This is a genomic window from Streptomyces sp. NRRL S-37 (assembly GCF_000721605.1).
Classification (GTDB): domain Bacteria; phylum Actinomycetota; class Actinomycetes; order Streptomycetales; family Streptomycetaceae; genus Streptomyces.
In genome coordinates this window covers 263,606-283,391 of sequence record NZ_JOIZ01000001.1, presented here as the reverse complement: position 1 = coordinate 283,391, position 19,786 = coordinate 263,606, and the positions used below count along the sequence as shown (strand labels likewise).

Below are 19,786 nucleotides of genomic sequence, written 5' to 3'. Positions count from 1 at the left end.
GACGATCGCCACCAAAAATAGCGCCCACCTCGGACAACGGGACCCACCTGGTCCCAACCCGGACGCGCGCGAAAGGGAACAAGCAGTGTGAAAGCGGCAAATGGTCGCGCTGTCGGTCGTCCACGGTGCCAGGTCCGGCCGTCTCCGTCCGAACGGCACCGGCCGAAGCCGGTGATCCGGGTACCGCCGCGACCGAGGGGTTCACGATCACGTGCGAGTGCGCATCACCGGCTCACTGTTCCGGCTCCGTGGCGGAGCAGCTTGGAGAAGTGCTACCCCTTACGCGCACCACCGGGATCCATCGTCAGGGTGCCCACTCCGACGCATCGGTCTCAGGTGTGTACGTAGGCTGGTTGTTCTTGTTCCAGGTGAGTCCGGACGCCGGCACGGTGACGATGCGGAATTTGGTCAAGTCCGTGCCGGGCGCTGTCACGTACCGTGTTTCGTACGCATGGTTCCGGTTGGGTGCTGTGACGCGGAACGTGTACGCGTCGTCCCCCTTCTCACCCCAGTGGGCCGGGATCCTCTGCTTGTAACGCTTTCCTTCCGAGGAGACGATCAACGAAGCCTGGAAAGTGCAGGATTTCGTGCTGGAGAAGAAATGAAGGAGGATTTCCCGCTGGTCGCCCTTCTCGAGGGTGACGTTGACCCTGGAGGGTTCACCGGGTAGCCCCTCGGTGTTCATCTTGCGGGCGATCGGGCGTGGAGCATCCACGTTGAAGGCGAACACCGCGGGCATTTCCAACGATCCGCCGTCCCCGATGGGCGGGGTCGCGAAGAGAGCGCCGCCCGGCTCGGGATCCGTGCATTTCCGGTGTGTGATCTCCACCCCTTGAACAAGCACAGTGTGTTTGTGCTTGCTCAGCACGTTCACCGCGACACCGGTCGAATTCAGAGGCGTCCAGTGCTTTTGCAGCCATGCGAAAGACGGCCGGCTGTCATCCGTCGATGACATGTCGAACAGTTGCCCCGCGTACTTGTCGCTCCCGTCTTCCTCCGCATACCAGGAAGGGCCCCAATACGATTCGCCGGCGGAGATCTTCAACGGGTCGCCGGCCTCGAACGCCTCGTCGGCTCCGTCCTCCGCCTTGTCGTCGAAGTACTGGAGCGCGGCGATGACGACCGATACCGTGGTGACCACGGCGACCGCGATGCCGAGGGCGTAGGTTCTTCGGTTGTTCCTCTTCTGTTCCTCGGCGGCGCTCCGCGAAATCTCATTGGACTCCCGCGGATAACGCTCAGGGTCGGGAGGCGTCACCCATACGTGTGGCGCACCGGGTTGAGGGCCCGGTGCGGGAGCGGGCGCCGGCGGGTTCGGTTGCGGCGCTCCTCCGTACGGTGCCCCGTGCTGAGGGACCGGCGCGGGAGCCGGCTGAGCCTGATGCGGCAGCGGCGCCCCTCCCTGCGGCACTCCGTTCGTGGCGGGATCCGGATGCCCAGGGCCGGGCGGTGGCGGCGTGGCCATGACGTGCTCCGTGCGTCGTGAGTGCCAAAAGGTGTTCAGGTGAACGTAGTTGTGGCAGACGTCGGGCACCTTGTCCACGGGGCGCAGGTGTTCCACGGGTCGTTTCGCTGAGAACGGCGCGTTCTGGAGGGCGGGTTGTCCATTCTGTTTCGCTCGGTGAGTGCCTCGCCCGAGTGTTGACGCGTCGATCCGGCGGGCGAGTACCCGCGCAGGGCGGGTGCTCCGTTCCCTTCCGTGCACCGCCGGCCGACACGGTACGGCCGCCGAGCCCGTGGGAACCGCGCGGCTTCCGCCCGGTATCCGCGCCCGAACCGCACACCCCCTTGTACGAGGAGCACGGTTCGGCTCAGGGGTGTCCGGCGTCCGGCGGCCCCGCGGCTGCTGCCCGGTGAGGGTGACGGGTCCGGGCATCCGACGCGGCGCGGACCACCGCCCACACCGTCTTGCCGGGGCCGCCGCGGCGGTCGGTGACGCCCCAGTCGTCGGCGAGGGCGGTGACGAGGAGGAGGCCGCGGCCGGTCTCGGCGTCCGGGTCCGCGGGGGTGGCGGCGGGCCGGCGTTCCGCGCAGGTGTCGGAGACCTCCACGCGCAGCCGCCCGCCGTCCGCCTCGGCGGCCAGCCGGACGTGGAAGTCCCGGCCGGGCACGCGTCCGTGCCGGACGGCGTTGGCGCACAGCTCGGCGGTGATCAGGGCCAGCGTCTCGTTGACGTGGCCGTCGTACGGGTGCCCCCAGGAGTTGAGGCAGTGCGCGACGAACAGCCGGGCCAGCCGGGCGCCGCGCGGGGTGGAGGTGAAGGCCATCGCGAACTCGGCGGCGGCGTCGGTGGGACGGGAGGGAGGGAGCGGGGAGGGCGAGATGTGCATGCGCTCAGCGTTGCGGCCGCACCGGCTCCGTGACCAGCGGTGACACCTGTACGACGGGGCGCTGTACGCCGGTGGGACGCCGGTGTGAGGACCCGGTTGCTACGCCTTCCGGGCCAGCCCGGCGACGATGAGGTGTTCCCAGACGGTGAGTTCCCGTTCCTCGCCTCCGGCGCCCCACGGGCTGCCGCCGACCGGGTCGGGACGCCACCGGGGCGCCGGGACGATCCCGGGGTCGAGGAGCTCCAGGCCGTCCAGCAGGGCGGCGATCTCCTCGTCGGTGCGCCACCGGCCGCGGCCGAAGGTCTGCTGGAGGACCCGCTCGGCCTCCGCGGTCTCCGGGTTGTCGCCGGACCGGAAGTGGCTGACGAAGAAGTGGCTCCCGGAGGGGACGTGGTCGCGCCAGTGGCGGACGATCCCGGCCGGGTCCTCCTCGTCGTTGACGTGGTGGAGGATCGCGCTGAAGACGACGGCGACGGGACGGTCGAAGTCGATCAGTTCCCGGGTGTCCGGGTGGGTGCGGACGCCTTCCGGGTCGCGGATGTCGGCCCGGACGACCCGGGTGCGGTCGTTCTGCTCCAGCAGCGCGCAGCCGTGGACCAGCACCTGGGGGTCGTTGTCGACGTACACGATCCGGGACTCCGGGGCGTACCGCTGCGCGACCTGGTGGACGTTGTCGGCGGTCGGCAGACCGCTGCCCAGGTCGATGAACTGCCGTATGCCGGTGGTCGTCACGATCTGCGCGATGGCCCGCGTCAGGGCCGCGCGGTTGGCGAAGGCGATGGCCACCGACCCGGGGAGGTCCCGGAAGAACACGTCACCGACCGCCCGGTCCACGGCGTAGTTGTCCTTGCCGCCGAGCAGATAGTCGTAGACGCGGGCGATGCTGGGCCGGGTGGAGTCGATGGAGGAGCCTTCAACCGTCATACCGCCCATCCTCTCCCGCGACATCGCCCGCCCACCGGCGTTCCGGCATCCCCGGGCGGTCCTCGACGGGATCGTGCGGAAGTTCCGTACCGGTACGGCCCGTCGGGACGTGCCCGAGCGGTACGGTTCCCGGGCCACGTCGCCCCCCGCTTCCGCCGATGGGCCGAGAACGGCACTTTCGAGCGAATGCTCCGGGCCGCCCGGGCCAGGGCCGGCGCGGCCGGAGCGCGAGAAGAGGGCTTCGCACCCCGGGACGACTCCGCCGTGCGAATCGGCCGGGTGCCGGTTCCGGCTTCACCGGCGCGTGAGCACGCGGAACTCGTTGCCGTCGGGGTCGGCCAGCAGCACCGCGCCGTCCCCTCCATGGGCGGATCCGAGACGCTTCGCCCCGAGGGAGAGCAGGCGCTCGACCTCCGCTTGCTGATCGTCGTCCGGGACAAGGTCCAGGTGCAGGTCCTTGCCGGGGTCCGGCATGAGCGGCGGACCGCCCCACGTGATCTTCGTACCGCCGTCCGGTGACTGGACGGCGGTCTCCTCGTCCTGGTCCCAGACCAGCGGCCAGCCCAGCGCCTCGCTCCAGAAGTAGCCCACGGCCTGCGAACCGTCGCAGGCGAGCGCTCCGATGAAGCCGCAGCCGGCCAGGAAATTATTGCCCGGCTCGAGGACACAGAACTCGTTGCCCTCGGGGTCGGTGAGCACCACATGGGCCGCGTCCGGTCCCTGACCGATGTCGGCGTGCCGCGCGCCGAGGTCGAGCGCTCTGGCCACGGTCTCCTGCTGGTTCTCCAGAGAGGAGCTGGTCAGGTCGAAGTGCAGCCGGTTCTGGGCGACCTTCCGCGCCTGGGAGGGTCGGAAGCCGAGGCGGTAGCCGGCGTCGTTCCCGGACAGCAGGGCGACGCCGTCGTAGGAATCGCCGGCTCTCTCCAGGCCCAGGACCCCGGACCAGAAATGCGCCAGGCGCTCGGGCTGGTGCGCGTCGAAGGAGATGGCGAAGAGTCGGCTGCTCATTGCGCCACGCATCCTCGGTCCGTTGAGTGCCGGCTGCCGGCAGGGCGCCCTGCCGGCGCCTCGAACGAGGATCCTAGGGGCGGCCCGGCCTCGGCCGCAGCCGAGTATTCCGCGGCCCCGGAGCCGGAGCCGCACCCTTCGCGGTGTGGGCCGAGGACGGACTTCGACACGGCGTGCGGCCTGGGCGGTGTGCCGGAACCGGGGGCGAGCGCGGACGAGTTGCGACAGTGGGCGCGGGAGCTCGACGAGTCGATGTTCGGGACGGACCCGTCGGACGAGCCGGTCTCCACCTGGACCGACCTGGCGCGGGACCAGGGGATGACGGACCTCGCGCGAGTGACGCTGATCCGCGAACTCGACGGCATCGTCCTGGACCAGAGCAGACTCCGCCGCCCCGACGCGCCCCACACCCTGACCACGGCTCCACTGAGCGGGCTCGCCCAGGACTTCGAGGAACTCGGCGACCTTCCCCAGGCGCTGCGCGCCCAGCACCTGTGCGCCGCCCTCCAGGAGACGGCGTGGGACCGGGCCTCGGCCCGGCACACCCTCGCCCGCCTGGAGCGGGAGGCGGGCCGGCTGCCACAGGCGGCGGACAGTCTGGCCGCCGTGCGCGAGGCCCTGGCCACCCCGGACGACGACTCACTGCGCCACTGGCAGCGGGTCAACCTCGGCCGCTTCATCGCCGAGGAGCACTACCGGCTCACCCTCGCCCTGGCCGACGCGGGCCGCCCCGAGGAGGCCCGTGCCCTCCTCACCGCCGCCGACGCCGTACTCGGCCGGCTCTCGGAGAACGCCGCCGACGGCGTCCGCGAGCTCGCCGAGCGAACCGCCGCACGCGTGCGGGAGACGGACTGAGGACGGGCACGGCGTGGACGGTGTCACCGGCACCACCATGGACACCTTCGTCGCCGGCAGCGACGGTGACCGCTTCGTCGTACTGATTCAGGTGCAGGACGACTGACACGTCCGGCGGCGACGAGGTGCCCGGCCGCGGTGAGCGGTTACAGGATGCTGATTGGACCGTTTCTCCAGACGATGCGCCGAGTATGCGCCGTTTTGTCTGGAGAAACGCTCCCATCATCCTCGCCGCACTCCTGATGCGGGCGTGAAAGGAACGGCAGTGCCTGGAAGGGCGCTTCCAGGGAGCACCCGTTCTCGCCACGAGGGGCGGGTTCCGGTTCGGCGGCGCGCTGTTCGGTCACGGTGGGGTGGACGGCGATCGCTTCGGCCGCCCGCCCGAAGCAGGATCCCGGCCTTCGCACACAGGGCGGCCCGCCACCCGCAGGAGGCAGGGGCCAGGGCTTGTCCGGGCGGTCCTGGCCATAGGCTGAGTGCGGCACGATCAAGCCGGACAGGGCATGGGGCAGGGGGTGACGGGGTGGGTCGGCAGGAGAGGTATCGCAAGGTGATCAGGCCGCTGCTGCGAGCCGGCATCGAGGTGGTACCCGACGCGGTTCCGGGCTCGGCGATACCGCATGTCGTGGGGTACGAACGGGAGCGGGTCTTCGGGTTCCACCTGGTCGATTACAAGGACCCGCGCTTCGTGGAACGGCTCAACGAAGCCTGGTACGACCTCGCCACGTCCTCCGGCCTGATCGACGGGAACCGTGAATTCCTCCTCAGGCTGCCCAGGGGGACCCGGACCGCCGAGGAGGACCGCCGGCGGCGCACGATGCGCGTCTGGCACCGGGTCCGCCTGCTGGAACGGTGGGACCTCATGGGGGCCGGCGCGGCGACGTTCCTCGGCGTCCGCGCCGGCCTTCCCGGCTTCGCCATGCTGGCCCTGGACAACAGTGTCTGGCTCCTGGCCGACACGTACGAGACGGGTGCGGCCGTGTACGCGGTGCGCGATCCCGCCGGCTCTCCAGGGGTGCTGCGCGAGTTGGAGCGGCTCGCCGGGAAGGACGAGGACCGGGAGTTCCGGCGCGAGGTCGGCGAGTGGCTCGAGAGCAGGAGGCGACACCGGACGACCGGCGCGGACAGGGTGGGGTGAGGAGGCCGGCGGTCGCGGCCCGAGTGAGCTCGGGACAACCGGCGCCGAGGCCCCGGACGGGAACGAGGAACCGGCGCCGGGTGGGCGACGGAGGCAGGCCGGGAGTGGTCTCGACCCACGCCCCGGATCAGCAGGGCCGAAGCCGGATGACCACGGCTGCCGAAGCGGTCTCCTCGCCCGCCGCCACTACCGCGAGAAGCCAGGAGCGTAGGGTGCGGCCCTCGACCGTCGCTTTGGGAACCCCCAACGAAATGACCTTTGAGGTGGTTGGATCACCTTCTGATCCGGTGACGGTCAGAGGGACTCGTCGGGGAGGGGCTGGGAGTGACGTCACAGATATTTCCGGTGGGGGGCTGGGAGGCGCGCACTGTTGCCGTACCTCGACCGTTTGGGGAGCCGGCGCTGTTGAGGTTGAGGTCGCGGGGGCCGTTCACCACCTACTTCGCAACCCCCTGGACCGACACGGCGCAGGAGCGATCGTCGGATGCGGCCCTTTTCCACACGTGGGGGCGGTCGTGGCATCCGTTCGTGCTGCCCGGCAGGTATACGCACGTGGAGGTGCGCAAGGCGAGGGGGAACGGCGTGGCTCGCTGGCAACTCGACAGGATGCTGCCTGAAGACGTGCCTCCTTTGCCGACCGCCGTTGCAAGCCACGGCACCCGACTTTTCAGCTGGGAGGGTGAGCATCTGGAGATGCGTTACGAGTACGCTGACCGTTCGGGTGGCCTGCGCTTCACGCATCATGCGGTCGACACCGGTGAATCACTCGAGCTGGACAGAACAGGAACCCAAAGAGGGACAGTTCATGTGAGCGGCCCTGGTTACCTGTGGGTTCATTCCGCGCCGGCAAGCGATTGGACACTCAAGGCCATCTGAGCCTCCTCGCGTACAGTCTGAGGAGTCGTCGGCAGATGAGTGCGCATCCGAGGACGGGGACTGCTTCGTGGATGTCGTCGCGGATCTCCCAGCCGATGCGCAGACGGCGGAACCAGTGCAGGTGGGCGAACGCGCGCTCCACAACCCAGTGCTGGGTGTCGGCGCTTGCGATGCCGGTCCCGCCGTCCAGGGGCTTCCCGTGAATGATCTCCGAGCGGCTTCGGCCGGGGGGAGGCCGCGGCCGTCGGGGCCCGGTTCTCAGGGTTCCACGCCGCAGCGTCGTGCGATGGCTTCGAGGCGTTCGAGTTCGCGTCGCGCTGCCGTCGGGTGGGCGAGGTCGAGGGCCATGCTCGCGCGGGCCCTGATGTAGAGGATGTCCCGGCGGGTGGCGGTGTCCAGGCCGGGGGCGGCCCGGAGGCGGCGGCCCGTGACGCTCAGGTAGATCGCGATGCTGTCGAGTTCCTCGCGCAGGTATACAGGGAGGACCTCCCGCAGGTCGTCCTTGGCGTAGTCGTGCGCCTGCCGGTCCGCCGTGCAGGGGTCGGGCGGTACGGGGGCCCAGGGAAGGCCGGCTTCGCGCGCGGCGTCGTACATTTCCGCCACCAGGGCGCGTGCGGACGCGGGATCGCCCTCGGCGGCCGCCTCGCGCGCCGACTGCAAAATGGCACGCAGGCGTGCACGGGCCTGGGGGTCTTCGCCGGTCCGGGCGTCCAGATAGCCCGACCACACGTCGAACGCCTTGCTCAGCTCGGCGTCCAGCATGATCTTGTACACGTCCGGCACTCCGCCGCCCCTCCGTCGAGCCCGTCCCGACATGGACGGCAGCGGTCAGAATAGGACAGTCGCTGGGTGGGACGCCCGCGCATTACCCGGTGGCGGTGGCGGGCCCTCGACCTCATCCCTGACCGGGGTGTGCTTTGAAACTGAGCGAGCCCACGTTGCCGGCCTGAACCACCGGGCCGTGCTGCACGCCCCCGCTGATCGTATTGTGGACATCCGCGACCTGTTGATTCTTCCGATCGGGCGCCAACTCATCAAGCATTTCCTGAAGTTCGGTAGCGGCGGCTGGATTGGCCAGCAAAGAACGCCGCAACCGCGTACGCCACTCCGCCTCAACATCCAAGGTGGTCTGCTCGTCGCCGGACTCCATCGCCGCCACCAGTTCTCCGCGCGAGGTTTCCAGCTCTCCCTCGATCACACCTTCCTCGCCGCCGTCACGACGCGAGAAGAACGAGACGATGCGATCGCGGGCCTGCGCCCAGGAGTCCGCCGCCATCTGCTCAACGAATGCCGTGGCGCCTGCGGCAGCAAGTGCCATCAACTCTGGTTCCACCGAACCCCCTTCGCGGCAACTGAGGCGACCACAGTACCCCTGGAGCCGACGGCCCGCGGTGCCGATGCGCTGACGTACGTCGTACGCTCATCGGCGCACGAGCGGCGGTCCCTGCTCACCACATCCACCGGGATCGCGGAATCCTGATTGTTCGCCCCGATTCCGCCCTCCTGATGATTACGGAACAACGGATCCACCCGAACACGGATATGACGCCAAACAGAAGCGCGAATGCCTCAAGGAGTGCTGCCGCAGCAAATACGCGCAGATGCCCGAGCACCACGAGAACGCTTTCAAGCAGCAAGACCCACAGGTTCAAACGTCGCTTCCTGCGGACGACTCGTATGTAGTCAGTGAATCTGCGCTGATCTGCCGCTCGCTGGGCATCCTCCGCGTCAAGGACGCGTCGTTGGCGCTCTTCCCAACGGCGTCGCAGCTCCGCTGACTCCCGACTCATCGGGGCGGCGGGCGAGCTGAATACCACGTCGCCGTGGATGGCCCCGGACTGCACCACGTGCCCCCCGACATCGCCGCTCAACTCATTGCGTATGGACGGCTGTTCACTCATGGGGCGAAAGATACGCCCGCGACTCACAAGATCACCATTGGAGGTGGCGGATGTTGCTGCCAGACAACGGTTCTCCCTGGCCGCCCTGACATGCCACAGCCGTTCGTCATGGTCGTCGGCCCATTCGTCGGCCAGACGCGCCGGAACCCGGACCGACGTCCCCGTACTGCGAGGTCGCGGCCGTTCTGGTGGAGCCGAACCCGGTCCACCGGTCCTCGTCTTCGGACTGCTGTGCTGGTCCCGGCCGTCGAGGCAGCGTGTGGCGGCCGAGACCTCGTCAGTGGCGAGGGGTGAGGCGGACGGCGGACAGGTGGTGGCGTTCGACGGCGTCCTGGAGTTCCTCGAGGGTGGGGCGGCGGTTCACGGTGAGGGTGATGCCGAGCTGTCGGGCCTTGCGGTGGTCGAGGCGGGCCAGAAGTTCGTCGTAGAGGGCGGCGACGGAGCGGGGGTCCTCGTCGAGGGTGGCGTGCGTCGGGCGGCGTTCGCCCCGCAGGATGACCTTGATGTCGGCGCCGCCGCGGGCGTCGAGCACCGGCTGGAGGCCGGTACGGATGATGTCGGCGAGGAAGTCGAACGCCTTCAGCACATTGGACTTGCCCGCGCCGTTGGGGCCCACTGACACCGTGAGCGGACCGAGCGGCACGGTCACGTCGCGCAGACTCCGGAAGTTCTCGACGTGCAGTTCGAGGAGGCGGCCAGGCATGGGACGAAACCTATCGGGTCGGTGATCGCGATGCGGCGGATCGGGCCGGGCAGGTGGCCGCGCCGTTGTGTTCCCCTCCCGTCCGTACGCGGCTCGAAGGCCGCCGGGCGTGCGGTCCGGTGCGGGGCGGGCCCGGGATGTCGCGCGGACCGGGTCGGATCACGGACAGCACACGCGGGGTTCACGGAGGTCCGGCGCGGACCTCACCACCGCCCACACCGTCTTGCCGGGACCACCGTGACGGTCGGAGACGCCCCAGTCGTCGGCCAGGGCGGTGACGAGGAGGAGGCCGCGTCCCGACTCGGACTCCGGGGCGGTGTCCGAGGAGGTGGCCACGGCAGGCCGGCGTTCCGCGCGGGTGTCCGAGACCTCCAGGCGCAGTCGTGCACCGTCCGCTTCGACGGCCAGCCGGACGTGGAAGTCCCGGCCGGGCACGCGCCCGTGCTGTACGGCGTTGGCGCACAGCTCGGCGGTGATCAGGGTCAGCGTCTCGTTGACCCTGCCGGTGTGGGGGTGACCCCAGGAGTCCAGGCAGTGTGCGACGAACAGCCGGGCCAGGCGGGCGCCGCGCGGGGTCGAGGCGAACGCCATCGCGAACTCGGCGGAGGGCATGGGAAGCAGGGAGAGCCGCCGGGGGCGCTGTGGGAAGGGACTGTGCATGGCACCAGCGTGGTGGCCGGGACCGGCCGGTGACCAGCAGCGACGCCTGTACGGGGAGGCGTTGTACGTCCGTGGGGCGAGCGCCCGTTGGACAGGGCCCGCCCTTGGGGGACGAGCCGGCCCGGTGGGCCCCGCCCCGGTCCGGGTGTGTCAGCAGTGCGGAAGGTGTTGTCCCGGTATCTGCCGGTGCCGGTGCTGCTGCCGATGGTCGGATGGTGACGGTCGTACGGGCCAGGTGGGGGCGGATCCGTTTCGGCGTCACCGGGCCATCGGTGCCGTGCTCCCGCCCGTTCGCCACCGGCGGGACGGCCATGAGGTGTTCGGCTCTCAGGTGCCCGGATCGGCGCAGAGGGTATCCCCACCCTGGGGCGCAGCCGCAGTCGGTGAGCTTGCCGATCAGGTCCTCCGGGTCGGTCAGGCCCAGCCCGGTGGCGTCCTGGCCGACGAGGTTGCCGGTACCGGTGTGCGCGGTGCGCAGCGTCAGTACCAGCAGCCGCGTCTCCGCTCCGGGGAGCGGCGTGTGGTCGGCCACGTGCGCGAGGACGGAGCGCGCACACCCACTGCGCCGGTACGGTCGGCAGGCGCGCCACGCCCGGTTCCTCGCCCTCCGAGACCTCGCCGGTGCCGGCCTGCTCGGCGCGCTGTGCCTCCAGCCGCAGGGTGACGTCGCGGCTGACGTCGGACCAGGTGAGGAAGGCGCGGGCCTTGCGTGCGGCAGGCGAGGCACTGCACCCCCAGGCGGTGCTTCGAACCGACGTATGCCCCCGCCGGACCTGCCCTGACGCCGGCCGATTCCAGGGATTGCTGCATCTTTGGCCCCGAGCGCTCGAGCACCGGCGGCGTCAACGAGGCACCACGGGAGAGCCGACACCGCGCCCCTCTTCCGCGCCCCGGCAGGACGATTGCGGACGGACTGCCGTGCGGGGTGAGTGGAGCGCGCACACCTGCGACCCACCCTCAAGGTGCGGGGGCCGCATCCGCCGCCGCAGACTCGCCCAACGGCCGATGTGAAGGGACACGCCGTCCGCATCGTGTCGCCGACGCCGCGAGGACGGCGGCCCGGTACGGCACCTGCCGGCCGTACCGGGCCGGCCCAGGGGTGCCGTGGCCATCGTCCGCTCGCCGCGGAGCGGGCTGTCCGGCCGGTGGTGCCCTGCACCGTGACCGATGGCGGACGGGCCCCTGCCCCCACGCTGGACACCGCCCGGACCCTGATCCAGCCCAGTCGGGTGGAGCGCTGCGTACGGGCCTTCGACCGGCTCGCCCAGCATGCTGTACGGGGGTCGGCGGCCTGTGGGTTCATCGCTGACTCCCTGGCCTCACCCGATCCTTGACCGGATCGGCGCCCCGGCAGCGAGTGGGGCAACTCCCGTGACGTCTGCGGTAGTCGTCCTTATGGTGGGTGGGGCGGCGATACCCGGTGGGAAGGGGCGCCGTGGGGACTCCGGGCCGGTGCACCGGCCTCGGAAGCAGGGATCACGTCGTGAGGGGACGGCATGACGGCGACCGCGCCAGCGGGCGGGACACCGGAACCTGGGCCGAACACCGCCGGGAGCGGTGGGGGAAGCACCGCGCCGGGACCGGCAGGGCAGAACGGAACCCCGGACGGGACCTCAGCGTCCGCCCCTGTGCCGCCCCCGCCGACGCGACCCTCGGACGTGCCGCCTCCGGCTTCCCCCGGCGCGGGCAGCGGGGCCGACGACGGTCTGCGGACGGTCCTTCCCGAAGCGCTAGGCGTGCCCGCCGGAGCCTCCCGGCGCAAGAGGAGGCTGTGGCTGACGGTGGCAGCGGTGAGCGCTGTGCTGGGAGGTCTGGGCGGAGCACTGCTGGCCTACGTCATGATCGGGCCGAGCGTCACCAAGGAGAACGACTCCAACAAGGAGTACGACGCCTCCCAGCCGCCGTTCACGGTGTCGGTGCGACCCGAGCGGAGTGAGCCCAATGAGTGGGCGATGGTGCTCGACCGGACGCTGACCGACGAAGAGGTCCGGAAGATGAAGGCCAGCCCGGACGTCTTCTCCTACCTCACGTCCCTGGGCGGCCGTCCGCTCGCCTACGCGCCGTTCCTTGAGCACGCTCCGCAGCGGTACAAGGAGGCGCAGACCTCCAGTGGGCGCATGGAGTTCTCGGACACGTTCAGGATGACGGTGATGAGCACACGCCAGTACGCGGTGACCATCAACGACTGGAAAGTCACCGACCTCACCTGCCGGAAGAGCACCACGCAGGCCGTCATCGGCCGCCCGCCGCAGGGCGGGGTCGCCTACGAGGGAATCCGGCTGCACCTCCCGCCCCGCGCCGACGAACCGGTGCTGACCGACGACACCGAGGGCCAGGGCGAACCCTATTTCGACAATCGCTTCGTGGAGGTGGGCAACGGCCAGTCGTCGGGCGGGCTCCGGGCGGAGGTCATCGCGCCGCGGGGACAGACCTGCGAGTGGGGCGTCCAGGTCCACTACAACGACACCCACCGGCCGGAAGGACGGTGGGTCCGGCTGAAGGACGACCAGGGCGAGCCGTTGCGCATCCGCACGGAGTCCGTGCCTGAGAACCCCCGGCAGAGCTGGGTCTTCGGGCCCGTTCCCTGGACGCCGTGCCACGACAAGCCCGAGGGGAACCTGTGCTCCCTGCTCTGAGAGGCAAGGCCGCGGTCCTCGTCGCCGTGCTGGCCCTCCTGTGCGTCCAGGGATGCGGCTCCTCGCAGTCCGAGGAGGAGGAAGGGCCGGCGCCGGCTTCCTCGGCGCCCTACTGGGGTAACCGCGGATACGCCCTTCCGGACAGCCCGTTCACCCGTGAAGACACGGTCGTCACCGCCACGTGCAGCATGGGCGCGCGCTACGCCGGGGTCGACGTGCAGGCCTGGGACCCCGAGCGGTGGGAAGTGCGCGAGACCCGGAACTTCTTCATCCCGGTCGACGCCGCGTTCACCAACTACCCGGAGGTGAGGGACGTCCACAGCCCTCTCGTGGACCTCTGTGGGGTGAGTTCGGACAGGCCGTCGCCCTACGCCGTGGATGACCTGGAGTACGTGACTCCTCGGGTCCGCGCCCTGTTCGACCTGGCGTACACGCGCATGGCGGTGGTGTTCCGGGACGCGGATGGCAGGACGACACACACCGGCTACGTGGAGAGCGGTGGCAACGCCGACGACTTCGTGCGCCTCAGCGACGGGCGGAGTGACGACGAGCAGAACGCGGTGATGGCGCCCGACGGGCGCAGTGTGTGGTTCACGTACATCACCGCCGAGGGTGAGCGCAGGATCGGTTCGCGGTCCACGGAGGGGGATCACCGGCTGTCGGACAAGGGTCCGGCGATCGGACACGACCTCCCCCTGACCGTCACCGGGAGGCCCCCGCGCGCCGTCCAGGCCGACATGGTGCACCTCGCTCCCGACGGCCGACGCCTCACCGCGACCGCGCCGAAGATCTACGGGCATGTCTTCCACACCCGGGATTCCTCGGGACCGCTCACCGCCGCGTCGGGTCGCTCCGCGACCCTGCTCAGCGGGTGCGTCGGCATCGTCGGCTGGGTCGCGGACGAACGGGTGCTGTGTCGCACGCAGTCGGACAACTTCCGGACCATGGACGCTCGTAGCGGTCGCGTCGAGGGGAACGCCGTCGCCGTGGTCCGTGAGGACGACGGGAGGGTCGCCGAGGGGATGGTGGTGTCGGCGGACGGTGAGAAGTTCATCGCGTCCGTTCACCTGCCCAACGACCGCTCGGGGCAGCCGTTGGGTCGGGGCGACTTCCGGGTGGTGTCGACCTCGGGGGAAGGGGCCGCGGTTCCTGTCTCCGCTGAGTCCATGACCAACGACACGGTGTTCCTGGAGTGGCGCTGAACCACGCGGGCGCGGGTGTACGGGCGGCGGCTGTACGGGGGAGCGTGGGCGCTTGTCGCCGGTATGGGGGAAGCGGGGGAAAGTGGCGCGAAAGCTACGGTACGTGTCTTTAGAGTGAGCTGTGAGTGATGGCCGGGTGTGGTGCGGGGCGTTACCACGGTGCGGGTGGGTGAGGTGAGGTGGCCGGTGACTACGACTCACGGTGAGAGCGAGACGGGCATCCTGCGGTGTTTCGGGCAGCAGTTGCGGTTGCTGCGGACGAGCAGGGGGCTGACGCGGGCGGAGCTGGGTGCGAAGCTCAGTTACGGCGAGGACATGGTGGCCTCGGTGGAGTTGGGGCGGCGGATTCCGAAGCCGGAGTTCATCGAGCGGGCGGACGCGGTGCTGGAGGCCGGCGGGCTGCTGGCGGCGTTGAAGGAGGAGGTGGCTCGGGCTCGGTATCCCTCGTTCTTCCGGGATGCGGCGAAGCTGGAGGCGGAGGCCGTTGAGCTGCATGTGTATGCCAGCAAGGCCGTGCCGGGCCTGTTGCAGACCGAAGAGTATGCGCGGGCGGTCTGCGAGATGTGGCTGCCGTTGATGGACGCGGAGGTCGTCAGCCAGCGGGTCAGCTCCCGTCTCGCACGCCAGGTGATCTACGACCGTCAGCCCCTTCCCACCATCAGCTTCGTCATCGAGGAGCACGTGCTGCGGAGGCCGCTTGGCGGGTGGGGCGTCATGCGGGGCCAGTTGGAGGAGGTCCTGCTTCGCGCGCAGCACCGGAACGTGGTCGTACAGATCATGCCTGTCGGATGTGTGGAACATGCCGCGCTGGATGGGCCGTTCACCCTCTACGAGACGCAGAAGGGGCAGCGGCTCGCCTATGTCGAGGCGCGGAACGACAGCCGCCTCTTCACTGAGCGGAGGCCGGTGCGCGAGTATGAGGAGCAGTACGGCATCCTGCGTGCTCAGGCCCTGACTCCACGTGAGTCCTTGGGGCTCCTCGAGAAGATGTTGGGAGAACTGTGAACGCGGAAGACGCGACGCAAAGTGACGTCAAGCTGCACTGGCGCACCAGCAGTTACAGCACCGGGTCGGGTGGCGAGTGCGTCGAGGTGGCCCTTACGGCGGTTGCCGTGCACGTGCGTGACTCGAAGTGCGTGGCGCAGAACGGGCCTGCGTTGCGGGTCGGTTCGGTGGCATGGACGGCAATGCTTCGGGCGATCTGAGTTTGTTACCGCGTGAGCCCGTGCGACTTGGGCTAGGACGTCGTTTCTCCTGGTGGGTGGGTGCTGGCCATCGCGGTTGCCGGTAGGGGCCACCGCGCGAGAGGACGAGTGCGGCAGATGCCCGGAGGTCTACCGGCGGCCTGGACAGAGCCGGCGAAGCGCGGACGACGAGATCGAGTACGCCGTCGTCCTTGAGCTGTGCGACACGGTCTTCGATGAGCTGTTCGCCGAAGTCGAGTCGTAGGGGCCGCAGGAGTCCAGGCCATACGTCGTATGGCTGGTTTCCACAGGCTGTCTTGTTCCCCCGTGGTCGACCTTGGATCATGTCCACCGTTGTTCTCTCGCGTCCCTTGTCCGTGAGTTCGGTGCAGGTCGGATGCATGGACAGGACTCAGAGCGGTATGGCGGACGAACAAGACGGGGGCGTCACAGTGCTGCGCGGGTGTCGAGCCGGTCTGCAGAGGAACGGTGTCTTATGAGGCATCGTCTGCAAGTGGCGCTCCAGATTCTGCTGGCGTTGGTCGCCTGTCTGCTCGGCATCGCCACCAACTACGCCACCAGCACGGACGAGGCACCCTGGGTGCTGGAGGTCATCCGGCGGGGGGCCGTGCCGGCCATCGGGCTGCTGATCGTCACGATGGTGATCGGGCAGGTCGTCGTGTACAGGCTGGAGAACCCGGCGCCCGAGCGGACGGAGTGGCCCCGTGACCGTATTCCGTACCCGGGGCTGGACGCGTACAGCGAGGACGAAGCAGCCGTCTACTTCGGCCGGGAGGCGCAGGCCGCTGAACTGACACGGAGGCTGCACGCCTCGGCGCCCGGTCCCGCCGATCGGTTCCTGTTGCTGACCGGGGCGTCCGGCAGCGGCAAGTCCTCGCTGGTACGCGCCGGGGTACTGCCCCGGCTGCGACGGCGCCGGTGGACCATCGTGCCGGCGTTCTCGCCGGGGGCGAACCCGCTGCACGCCCTGGCCGCCTCCCTGGCCGTGGCCGGTGGCGGCCAGGAAACGCCCGGTGCCGTGCTGCGACGGTTACGGCACGGGCCGGAGAGTCTCGGGAGCGAGCTGTCGCGGCTGCGAGGCGGGCAGTTCCAGCGGGTGCTGCTGGTCATCGACCAGTTCGAGGAGCTCGTCACTCTCGCGAGTGAGCGGGAACAGGTCCAGTTCCTGGAGACGCTGAACGCGTGCCTGCGGCAGGAACCCTCCGTCCGAGTCCTGGCCACGTGCCGGGTGGACCTGCTGGGACGGCTCCTGGGCACCGATCACGCACAGCTCCTCCAACACCCGGTCGCCCTCGGCACGTTGAACAGGGCACAGCTCGCGCAGGTGGTCGAGCGACCGGCCGCTCTGGTGGGCATGTCGTTCGCTCCCGGTCTCGTCGAGACCATCGTGGACGACACCGGCACGGACGACGCACTGCCCCTTCTCGCCTACCTCCTCCAGGAGCTGTACTTCGCCTGCGGTCCGGGCAGCACGGTGACCGAGGAGACGTACCGGCAGCTCGGGGGTGTGGCGGGGGCACTCGCGCGACAGGCCGACAGTACCGTGGCGGCACTCAGCACCCCGGACGGCATCGACTTCGCGCTGCGGGTGCTGCTGCGATTCGTCACGCTGGAGGAGCGGGAACTCGCCCGCCGTCCCGTACGACTGTCGGAACTGACCGACCGGGAGCGGTACGTGGTGGACGCGTTCATCGAGGCGCGCCTCATTCGCTCCGACGCCGTGGAAGGAAGGGCGGGAGACGCGTACGCCGAGGCCACGCACGAGGCGTTGTTCCGTCAGTGGGCGCCTCTGCGTCAGGAGGTGGAAGCGCGGGCGGAACGGCTGCGGGAGCGCGCCGAGCTGGAGCGGTGGGCGGCGGACTGGGAGCGGTCCGGACACAGCGTGGACTACCTCCTCACCGGGGAACGTCTCGCAGTCGCGCAGCGGTGGCTGGTGGCGCTGGAGGAGGCCGGGCAGGCGTCGACGCCCGCCCGTGCGCTCGTCGAGGCGTCTCAGCGAAGGGACCTGGCCTTCCTAAGCCGTGTCTCCGAGAGCATCGGCAGGCAGGTGCTCACGAGCGCGGCGACCGAGCCCGAGCGCGCGCTGCTCCTTTCCCTGGCAGCTCTCGGAGAGTGCGCGCCGACACCTGCGGCGCGGCGCGGACTGATGGCGGCGCTGGCCGCAGGGCACGCCCGGATCAGGCTGGAAGGGCACGCGGACACGGTCCGCGACATCGCCTGGTCCGCCGACGGGCGGCTGCTGGCGACCGCGTCCAGGGACGCCACCGCCCGCGTGTACGAAGCGGAGTCGGGACGGTCACTGTGTGTGCTGCCGTGCGACGGGGCCATGGTCGAGTCGGTGTCCTTCTCCCCGGACGGGGCCCGGCTGGCCACCGCCGGCCGCGACCAGGTCGTACGCGTCTGGGACGTCGCGTCCGGTGAACCGGTCCGGCAGCTCACCGGCGCAGGGGACATCGGCCGGCAGGTGGCCTGGTCGCCGGACGGGTCACGGGTCGCCGCCACGTTCAAGGACCAGGTGACACGAGTGTGGGAGGCCGACACCGGACGTCTCGTGGAGGAGCTGCGGGGCCACACGGGCGACGTCTGGGGAGTGGCCTGGTCGCCGGACGGTTCGCGACTGGCGACCGCGTCGCACGACCGGACAGTGATCGTCTGGGACACGGCGACGGGAACGGCCACGGCAACGCTGACCGGTCACAAGGAGTTCGTCGAGGGCATCGCGTGGTCACCGGACGGTGAGTGCCTGGCCACCGGGTCCGGTGACCACACCGCCAGAATCTGGGACGCCCGCACGGGAACACAGCGACTGCTGCTGCGCGGCCACACCGACTACGTGTGGAACCCGGCCTTCTCGCCGGACGGCCGGCTGCTCGCGACCCCCTCCTCCGACCGGACCGTCCGCATCGTCCGCACCGAGGACGCGAAGGAGGTGGCGGTACTGCGCGGGCACACCGACACGGTGTGGACCGTCGTGTGGTCGCCGTCGGGCACGCAACTCGCCACCGCGTCGACGGACGGCACCGGCCTGGTGTGGGACCTTCAGCCGCGGGGAGCCGAGTCCGTCCTGGCGCAGGGGCACGACGGGCCGGTGAACCAGGCCGTGTGGTCCGGCGACGGTACCCGCCTCGCCACCGCCTCGGACGACGGGACGGCCCGGATCTGGAGCGCGGAATCCGGCGCGCCCGCGGGGCCGGTGACGACGCCCGGCGAACGGGTGTGGAGTGTGGCATGGGCGCCGCACGGCGACCGTATCGCTCTCAGCACGGCGGACGGTTTGCTCCGCGTTCTGGACGGCACCGGCGGCACGGTGTTCGACCTGCGCGGCGCACCCGTCGAGGGCTGCTCGTGGTCCCCGGACGCCCGGCGGATCGCGACCGGCGACCACGACGGCACCGTACGCGTCCTGTCGGCCGTCGACGGTACGGAGCTGCGGAAGCTGACCGGACACCAGGACTGGGTGGGGCGTGTGGCCTGGTCTCCGAGTGGAGGGAAGCTGGCCAGTTGCTCCGACGACCGCACCTGCCGCCTCTGGGACACCTCCGACGGCACCCAGCTGACCGTGCTCCGGGGCCACGACAACTACGTGGAGGACGCCGCCTGGTCACCCGACGAGACGCGTGTGGCCACGGCCTCCGGTGACTGGACGGCCGCCGTGTGGGATGCGACGACCGGGCGCCGCATCGACGTGCTGAAGGGCCATGAGGGACGGGTACGCACCATCGCATGGTCGCCGGACGGCCGTCGCATCGCGACCGGATCGGACGACCGGACAGTACGGCTCTGGTCGGCCTCGACTCTTGAGGAACTCGCGGTCGTCGGCGTCCACCGGGACAAGGTGATGTCGGTGGAGTGGTCCGAGGACGGTACGCGCCTGCTCACCGCGTCCGCCGACGGGACCGCGCGGGTGTGGCCGGCGGACCCGGACTACGACCGGCTGGAAGCGCGGGCGCGTGGGCGGGTCTTCCGGACCCTGGACGCGGAGGAGCGGCGACAGCACTTGCTGCCGCCGGACCCGGCAGGCGATCAGTAGCGCTGCTCGACCGTACGGTCGTCGGTGTGCAGGAGGTAGTCGTCCGGGTCGAGGCCCATCGCCTTGCGCTCGGGCGACGCCCAGTACAGCGCGTTGCGCTCCGCGAAGGTCTCCGGGCCCTCGTAGGAGATCAGCCAGACGAACTGGTTGCGCTCCCGGTCCACCCAGGCCCCGCCGATCTCGAAGCCCAGATCCAGGCGCAACGGCACGATGTCAGTGCGCCACCGCTCCACCCACTCGTCGAGCAGACCGTCCCGGACGGTGTAGGTACGCAACTGCGTGGTCCTGGGCATCGAGCGCGCTCCCCCTGTCGGGTCG

The 19,786-nt window shown here is 70.1% G+C and carries 16 protein-coding genes and 1 pseudogene; 8 read left to right on the top strand and 9 right to left on the bottom strand.

The annotated features are described in order from the left end of the window. Positions 1-304 precede the first annotated feature (304 nt). The 4 genes from IH50_RS0101165 to IH50_RS0101150 form a co-directional block, all read right to left on the bottom strand. Positions 305-1,258 carry a hypothetical protein gene (locus IH50_RS0101165; protein ID WP_158801134.1) on the bottom strand — a complete coding sequence of 318 codons (954 nt, stop codon included), beginning with the start codon at positions 1,256-1,258 and terminating at the stop codon, positions 305-307. Between the two features lie 553 nt (positions 1,259-1,811). Beyond that, positions 1,812-2,330 (bottom strand): ATP-binding protein, encoded by a 519-nt coding sequence (locus tag IH50_RS0101160; protein ID WP_234328058.1) that lies wholly within the window; start codon positions 2,328-2,330, stop codon positions 1,812-1,814. A gap of 99 nt (positions 2,331-2,429) precedes the next feature. Beyond that, positions 2,430-3,263 carry an SAM-dependent methyltransferase gene (locus IH50_RS0101155; RefSeq protein WP_030856250.1) on the bottom strand — a complete coding sequence of 278 codons (834 nt, stop codon included), beginning with the start codon at positions 3,261-3,263 and terminating at the stop codon, positions 2,430-2,432. A gap of 285 nt (positions 3,264-3,548) precedes the next feature. After that, a complete protein-coding gene (locus tag IH50_RS0101150; protein WP_030856249.1) occupies positions 3,549-4,262 on the bottom strand; it encodes a VOC family protein in 714 nt (237 codons plus the stop codon). A 189-nt stretch (positions 4,263-4,451) separates the two neighbouring features. Here IH50_RS0101150 and IH50_RS0101145 point away from each other — a divergent pair, with 189 nt between their 5' ends. From IH50_RS0101145 to IH50_RS41500, 3 genes are all read left to right on the top strand, one after another. Next, positions 4,452-5,117 carry a hypothetical protein gene (locus IH50_RS0101145; protein WP_234328057.1) on the top strand — a complete coding sequence of 222 codons (666 nt, stop codon included), beginning with the start codon at positions 4,452-4,454 and terminating at the stop codon, positions 5,115-5,117. A gap of 550 nt (positions 5,118-5,667) precedes the next feature. After that, positions 5,668-6,255: a hypothetical protein gene (locus tag IH50_RS0101135; protein ID WP_051767122.1), complete on the top strand. Its 588-nt coding sequence runs from the start codon at positions 5,668-5,670 to the stop codon at positions 6,253-6,255. Positions 6,256-6,807: 552 nt separating this feature from the next. Next, positions 6,808-7,131: a hypothetical protein gene (locus IH50_RS41500; protein ID WP_158801132.1), complete on the top strand. Its 324-nt coding sequence runs from the start codon at positions 6,808-6,810 to the stop codon at positions 7,129-7,131. Positions 7,132-7,389: 258 nt separating this feature from the next. On the opposite strand, the gene IH50_RS0101130 is transcribed toward IH50_RS41500, so the two are convergent. The 4 genes and pseudogenes from IH50_RS0101130 to IH50_RS37325 all read right to left on the bottom strand — a co-directional run bounded on the left by IH50_RS0101130 (position 7,390) and on the right by IH50_RS37325 (position 10,395). After that, positions 7,390-7,914, bottom strand: coding sequence for a hypothetical protein (locus IH50_RS0101130; protein WP_030856246.1), 525 nt, complete (start codon positions 7,912-7,914; stop codon positions 7,390-7,392). A 112-nt stretch (positions 7,915-8,026) separates the two neighbouring features. Continuing rightward, on the bottom strand, positions 8,027-8,464 hold the full coding sequence (locus tag IH50_RS0101125; protein WP_037871790.1) for a hypothetical protein: 438 nt from the start codon (positions 8,462-8,464) through the stop codon (positions 8,027-8,029). Positions 8,465-9,501: 1,037 nt separating this feature from the next. Beyond that, a pseudogene (locus IH50_RS43275) lies at positions 9,502-9,735 on the bottom strand (AAA family ATPase); the annotation flags it as partial. A 159-nt stretch (positions 9,736-9,894) separates the two neighbouring features. Further along, a complete protein-coding gene (locus IH50_RS37325) occupies positions 9,895-10,395 on the bottom strand; it encodes an ATP-binding protein (RefSeq protein WP_078913791.1) in 501 nt (166 codons plus the stop codon). Positions 10,396-12,185: 1,790 nt separating this feature from the next. Here IH50_RS37325 and IH50_RS0101105 point away from each other — a divergent pair. The 5 genes from IH50_RS0101105 to IH50_RS0101080 all read left to right on the top strand — a co-directional run bounded on the left by IH50_RS0101105 (position 12,186) and on the right by IH50_RS0101080 (position 19,468). Then, the gene (locus tag IH50_RS0101105) at positions 12,186-13,031 is read left to right on the top strand and encodes a hypothetical protein (RefSeq protein WP_234328056.1); all 846 of its coding nucleotides are present in this window, start codon (positions 12,186-12,188) and stop codon (positions 13,029-13,031) included. Beyond that, a complete protein-coding gene (locus tag IH50_RS39225) occupies positions 13,016-14,233 on the top strand; it encodes a hypothetical protein (RefSeq protein WP_234328055.1) in 1,218 nt (405 codons plus the stop codon). The genes IH50_RS0101105 and IH50_RS39225 overlap by 16 nt, the downstream gene beginning before the upstream one ends. A gap of 186 nt (positions 14,234-14,419) precedes the next feature. Continuing rightward, positions 14,420-15,238 (top strand): helix-turn-helix domain-containing protein, encoded by an 819-nt coding sequence (locus IH50_RS0101095; protein ID WP_030856234.1) that lies wholly within the window; start codon positions 14,420-14,422, stop codon positions 15,236-15,238. Beyond that, complete coding sequence (locus tag IH50_RS43115; protein WP_037871789.1) at positions 15,235-15,438, top strand: DUF397 domain-containing protein; 204 nt, start codon at positions 15,235-15,237, stop codon at positions 15,436-15,438. Before IH50_RS0101095 ends, IH50_RS43115 begins: the two co-directional genes overlap by 4 nt. Positions 15,439-15,931: 493 nt before the next feature. Further along, entirely contained in the window at positions 15,932-19,468 is a 3,537-nt protein-coding gene (locus IH50_RS0101080) for an AAA family ATPase (protein WP_234328054.1), read from the top strand. On the opposite strand, the gene IH50_RS0101075 is transcribed toward IH50_RS0101080, so the two are convergent. Beyond that, the gene (locus tag IH50_RS0101075) at positions 19,462-19,761 is read right to left on the bottom strand and encodes an NIPSNAP family protein (RefSeq protein WP_030856230.1); all 300 of its coding nucleotides are present in this window, start codon (positions 19,759-19,761) and stop codon (positions 19,462-19,464) included. The genes IH50_RS0101080 and IH50_RS0101075 overlap by 7 nt on opposite strands. Positions 19,762-19,786: the final 25 nt, after the last annotated feature.